7 protein-coding genes are annotated in these 5,314 nt (G+C 71.4%); 2 read left to right on the forward strand and 5 right to left on the reverse strand.

The window, feature by feature from the left end; all coding sequences use genetic code 11:
* Positions 1 to 66: 66 nt before the first annotated feature.
* The gene (locus ACFU7Y_RS39405; protein ID WP_224278107.1) at positions 67 to 492 is read right to left on the reverse strand and encodes a hypothetical protein; all 426 of its coding nucleotides are present in this window, start codon (positions 490 to 492) and stop codon (positions 67 to 69) included.
* 275 nt (positions 493 to 767) lie between these two features.
* Between ACFU7Y_RS39405 and ACFU7Y_RS39410 the strand changes: the two genes are divergently transcribed.
* Together ACFU7Y_RS39410 and ACFU7Y_RS39415 are read left to right on the forward strand one after the other, a co-directional pair.
* Positions 768 to 1,922: an inorganic phosphate transporter gene (locus ACFU7Y_RS39410; RefSeq protein WP_224278105.1), complete on the forward strand. Its 1,155-nt coding sequence runs from the start codon at positions 768 to 770 to the stop codon at positions 1,920 to 1,922.
* Positions 1,919 to 2,164: a hypothetical protein gene (locus tag ACFU7Y_RS39415; protein WP_224278103.1), complete on the forward strand. Its 246-nt coding sequence runs from the start codon at positions 1,919 to 1,921 to the stop codon at positions 2,162 to 2,164. The genes ACFU7Y_RS39410 and ACFU7Y_RS39415 overlap by 4 nt, the downstream gene beginning before the upstream one ends.
* A 128-nt stretch (positions 2,165 to 2,292) precedes the next feature.
* Here ACFU7Y_RS39415 and ACFU7Y_RS39420 read toward each other — a convergent pair whose 3' ends face one another.
* From ACFU7Y_RS39420 to ACFU7Y_RS39435, 4 genes are all read right to left on the reverse strand, one after another.
* Complete coding sequence (locus ACFU7Y_RS39420; RefSeq protein ID WP_224278101.1) at positions 2,293 to 2,619, reverse strand: MazG-like family protein; 327 nt, start codon at positions 2,617 to 2,619, stop codon at positions 2,293 to 2,295.
* 109 nt (positions 2,620 to 2,728) lie between these two features.
* Positions 2,729 to 3,634, reverse strand: coding sequence for an NAD(P)H-binding protein (locus ACFU7Y_RS39425; RefSeq protein ID WP_224278100.1), 906 nt, complete (start codon positions 3,632 to 3,634; stop codon positions 2,729 to 2,731).
* Positions 3,635 to 3,727: 93 nt separating this feature from the next.
* Entirely contained in the window at positions 3,728 to 4,771 is a 1,044-nt protein-coding gene (locus tag ACFU7Y_RS39430; RefSeq protein WP_380771254.1) for an NAD(P)-dependent alcohol dehydrogenase, read from the reverse strand.
* A gap of 52 nt (positions 4,772 to 4,823) precedes the next feature.
* Positions 4,824 to 5,093, reverse strand: a complete 270-nt coding sequence (locus ACFU7Y_RS39435) for a hypothetical protein (protein ID WP_224278096.1) — start codon at positions 5,091 to 5,093, stop codon at positions 4,824 to 4,826.
* Positions 5,094 to 5,314: the final 221 nt, after the last annotated feature.

Genomic DNA, 5,314 nt, shown 5'->3' on the forward strand with positions numbered 1-5,314 from the left:
GACACCCCCCGTCCCGTCGAACCTGCTTCAAGTCCTCCGCCCACCGGCGGACGAAGGCGGCGCGGGTCAGCGCACGGTGACGGTGAAGACGGGGGAGACGGTGTCTCCGCTGATGATGCGCAGCTCGTTCAGGCCCTTGAGGCCGAGCTTCACGCCGAGCGAGTAGGAGCCGTTGCGGGTCGTGGGGACGGAGGCGGGCAGCGTGACCCACCTGCCGTGCTGCTTCTGCTGCAGGGTCACCGTGCTTCCCGCCTTGAGGCCGGTGGTCGTGCCGGTGACACGGAACAGCTGCCACGCCTGGACGGAGGAGACCGACGGCTTGGCGGTGACGGTGGCGTGCGCGGCGGCCGCCTGCGTGATGGCCGGCTGCACGGCGGACGCGGGGTGGGCGGCGGGGGTGGCCGCCATGGCGGTGCCCGCCAGTCCGAGGGAGAGCATGCTGAGGGTGGTCACGGCGGCCAGACGCAGGTGGTTCCGCTTGGAGACGATCACGGTGCACCCCTTTCGAGGGGAGGTGGTTGTCCGGCCCGAAGGCGTGGATGCCGCGATTCGGGCCCTGCCATCTGTAGGGACGCCGTATGCCGCGGATGGGTTGTGGACGGATCGTCACCGATGTGTAACAGTCGGCGATCACCCTTCGGCGTACGCGGGGGTGACCCACCGGCTCCACCGTGTGCTGGTCCGATCGGATGACGCCCTGCGATTCCCGGCCGGTCCGGACGGTGGGGGAGCGGGTGGGCGGCGGTCGGCGGGCTAGCTTCGTTCCCGTGACCGGCAATGACGTGATTCTTGCGCTGGTGGTGGTCACCGCGCTGGGTTTCGACTTCACCAACGGGTTCCACGACACCGGCAACGCCATGGCGACCTCGATCGTCACCGGCGCCCTCCCGCCGCGTGTCGCGGTCGGCGTCTCGGCAGTGCTGAACCTGGTGGGTGCGTTCCTGTCGACCGCGGTCGCGGCGACGATCGCCGGTGGCCTGGTGCGGAGCCAGGACGTGACACTGACCGTGGTCATAGCGGGCCTGACGGGCAGCATCCTGTGGAACCTGATGACCTGGTACGTCGGGATCCCTTCGAGTTCCTCGCACGCGCTGATCGGCGGCGTGGTCGGGGCGACCATGGCGGCGGCCGGCGCCTCCGCCGTCAAGTGGCAGGGTCTCGTCGCCAAGGTGATCGTGCCGGCCGCCCTGTCGCCGGTCATCGCCGGCTCGGTCGCCGCGCTCGGCACCTACCTCGTCTACCGCCTCACCCGCGACGTCGCCGAAGGCCCGCGCACGCGCGGGTTCCGGAGCGGTCAGGTCGGTTCGGCCTGCATGGTCTCGCTCGCCCACGGCACCAACGACGCGCAGAAGACCATGGGCGTCATCACCCTGGCCCTGATCGCCAACGGAACGCTGAGCGCCGGGGCGAAGGCCCCGACATGGGTGATCACCGCCTGCGCCACGGCCATCGCCCTGGGCACCTACATCGGCGGCTGGCGGGTCATCAGGGCGCTGGGCAAGGGGCTGGTGGAGATCGAACCGCCGCAGGGGATGTCCAGCGAGTCCGCCTCGGCCGCGGTCATCCTCTCCTCCGCCGACTTCGGCTACTCGCTCTCGACCACCCACGTCGCCACCGGGTCGATCCTCGGATCGGGGGTCGGCAAGAAGGGTGCGGTCGTACGGTGGAACATCGCCCACCGCATGGTGGTGGCCTGGCTGCTCACCCTCCCGGCCGCGACGCTGGTCGGGGCGTTGGCCTACTGGGGCGCCCACGGGATCGGCGGTGCCCCCGGTGTCGTGGTCGTCTTCGCCGTTCTGGTGCTGGCCTCGACCGCCTTCTTCGTCGCATCCCGCCACCCGGCCGTCACGCCGGAGAACGTCAACGCCGCGTGGGCCGGCTCGCTCGTTCCGGAGCCTCCCGCCGACGAGGTGATCCGGTGAACCCCTGGATCGACCCGGACGCGCTCTGGAAGATCATCGTGGTGGGATTCCTCGCCGGTGCGGGCCTGCCCGCGCTGTTCGCCATCGGTGTGCGCGCCCTCTACCCGCCGGTCGGGGTGGGCAGGGCCGGGGTCTCACGCCGCACGGCCGGGGCGCTCGGGTACACCCTCGCCACGGTGTGCTTCGCGGTGGTCCTCGCCGCGATCGGCTGGGGCGTCTTCGTCATCGTCGGCCACAGCTGACCGTGCACGTCCGACTTGCTGCCGCGTGACGAGGAAGCAGCCGTTGGAGCCGGGCCCGGCGATGGTGGTGAGATAGCCGCCGACCGGCCTGCCTCTCGACCGGCTTCGTCCTTCGGTGGGCTGGCAGGTCAGGTCCGGGTGCCGTTCTCCGTGTCGCGGGAGGCTACCGCGCGGAGGTGCTCGTCGAAGAACCGGCGGGGGTCGCCGCCCATCCGGACGAGCATCACCAGGGCGGACACGGCCACGTCGCAGGTCTCCTTGCGCACGTCGTCCCAGTCGTGCGAGTGGCCTTTGCGGGGGTTGGCACCCAGCGCCCCGATGACGGCCTCGGCGACCTCTCCCGCCTCCTCCTGGAGCTTGAGGGCCTGCACGGTCCAGCGCTGCTCGTCGTTCCGGTCGTAGTGCGAATCAAGCCGCTCTGCAAGGGAGTTGACGACTTTCCAGGTCTCTTCCATGGAGGGGATCCTGCCCCTGTTCGAATGGGTCGATCAAGCCGGGCGGTTCCCGGCGAGCCTGGGTCTTTTCGATTTCCTGCCGGCTCGGCGCCCGGTCGGCCGCGGGCCGTCAGCCGGCGAACCGGCCGGCGTTCTGCCGGATGAACCCGCCCACTCCGGTGGCGGGCCGCCCGGTGACCTGCCGGACGCCGTCGGCCTGGCGGTCGTAGCGGTTCTCGGCGTGGAGCCGGGCCATGGTGGAGATGTGCTGGAAGACGTGTTCCGGCAGGTCCAGCGGTCTGAGGTCATGGTCGATCCACTCCTCCAGCGGCACGTCGGCGTAGCCGACCGGCCGGCCGAGGGCCGCGGAGACCTCCGCGGCGATGGCGGCGCCGTCCTGCGAGCGCGGGCCGGTCAGCTCGTAGGCGCGGCCGAGGTGCGGGCCCGGCTCGGCCAGGACCTGCGCCACGACCGCGGCGACGTCCGCGGCGGCGACGGGGGAGGTCCGCGCCCGCCCGAGGGGCAGCCTGATGGTGCCGTCCACCGCGATCGAGGACAGCCCGATGCGGAAGAGCGGGTTCTCCAGGAACACGGTGGGCCTGATCTCGACCACGGGCAGCTCCGACCAGGCGAGGACCTGCTCGACCAGCCACTGCTGCCGGTGCTGGTGCGACTCGCCCGCGCCGGTCAGGCCCAGCTCGGAGACGGTCAGCTGCGACATGTTCACGAACACCTCCAGCAGCCCCGTCTCCCGTGCCACGGCCGCCGTCGTGAGGGCGGCCTCCAGGTACTGGGCGGAGACGCCCATGCCGAAGTACACCCGCCGGCAGCCCGCCAGCGCCCCGGCCACGTCGTCGACGTCGGTCAGGTCCCCGACGACGACCTCGGCGCCCGTCGCGCGCAGCGCCTCGGCGCGCTCGTCGTCACGGCGCACCATGGCGCGGACCGGGAGGCCTCGTTGCCGCAGGTCCTCGACTACGGACCGCCCGACCGCGCCCACGCGGCCGGCGGCCCCGGTCACCAGAATCGATTGCACAGTGCCCTCCACGGGGTGTCCACGACTTGGAACAAGGGTGACCGACCGTGTGGCCACGGCGCGACCGGAGCGGTACGCCGTGGCCGGACGGTGTCAGATGGTGGCGGTGTCGATGACGAAGCGGTAGCGGACGTCGCCGGCGATGACGCGCTCGTAGGCGTCGTTGATCCGGTCGGCGCTGATCAGTTCGATCTCGGCGGCCACGCCGTGCTCGGCGCAGAAGTCCAGCATCTCCTGGGTCTCGGCGATGCCGCCGATGCCCGAGGTGCTCATGCTGCGGCGGTTGCCGTTCAGCGACCGGAGGTCGACCTGCACGGGTTCCTCCGGGAGACCGACGTTGACCATGGCCCCGTCGGTGCGCAGCAGGGAGAAGTAGGCGGCGAAGTCGAGCGGGGCGGAGACGGTGTTGAGGATGAGGTCGAAGGTGCCCGCGAGGTTCTGGAAGGTCGCGGGGTCGCTGGTGGCGTGGTAGTGGTCGGCGCCCAGCCGAAGGCCGTCGTCCTTCTTGCGCAGGGACTGGGACAGTACGGTGACCTCGGCGCCGAGCGCGTGGGCGATCTGTACGCCCATGTGGCCGAGCCCGCCGAGTCCGACGACGGCGACCCGCCTGCCGGGGCCGGCGTTCCAGTGCCGCAGCGGGGAGTAGGTGGTGATCCCCGCGCACAGCAGCGGGGCGGCCACGTCCAGCGACAGGGCGTCCGGGATGCGCACGACGTAGTTCTCGTCGACGACCACGTTCTTCGCGTAGCCGCCGTAGGTGGGCTGTCCGTCCTTGCCGACGGCGTTGTACGTCCAGACCGGGCCCTCGGCGCAGTACTGCTCCAGGCCGGCCCGGCAGTTGTCGCAGGTGCGGCAGGAGTCGACCATGCAGCCGACGCCGACCCGTTCGCCGACCGCGAACTTCGTGACGCCGGGGCCGACCTCGGTGACGACGCCGGCGATCTCGTGCCCGGGCACCATGGGGAAGATCGCCTCGCCCCAGCCCTCGCGGGCCTGGTGGATGTCGGAGTGGCAGATGCCGACGAAGGCGATGTCGATCAGCACGTCGTGTTCGCCGACGGCGCGGCGCTCGATGGTCGTGCGTTCCAGCGGGGCCTTGGCGGCGGGAGTGGCGTAAGCGGCAACAGTGGTGGTCATGGGAGTTCGTGTCCTTCTCTCTGGATGGATCAAGGTCGCTCGGCGTTCTCCGTCAGGGGCGGGCGTCGATGCGGCCGTGGGCGGCGAAACGATACTGCGCGAGCAGTCCGGGGGCCGCCACGGCGTGGACGGCGGCGCCGTAGCCGAGAACCGTGGCGAGCAGGCCCACGGGGGCGATCAGCAGGCCGGCGATGATCGCCGGCACTCCGAAGCTCGGGTAGGCGACCACGTGGACGGCCGCGAACGGCCCGGCCCGCTGGTCGGCCCGTACGAGCGGGATGATGGTCCGGATGGCGCCGGAGAACGACGCGCCGAAGCCCACACCGCCGATGATGCCACCTGTCCACCGCAGCGGGAGCAGCCCGGCGGCGACTCCGGGCTTCCGTTGCGGTCAGTAGTGCGCTGTCGTGCCAACTCGTGGGCGCAGGGGGCAAACGCGGTCGGTCGGGCCGGTCGTAGCTTCGGGGATGCCGAGCCGTCGACGCGGTGGGCGTGCCACCGATCGCTCCGAGAGGGCTCTCGTGTTCGAGATCGCCGGGGCGC

It is taken from the genome of Kitasatospora sp. NPDC057542 (genome assembly GCF_042801945.1).
GTDB lineage: Bacteria > Actinomycetota > Actinomycetes > Streptomycetales > Streptomycetaceae > Kitasatospora.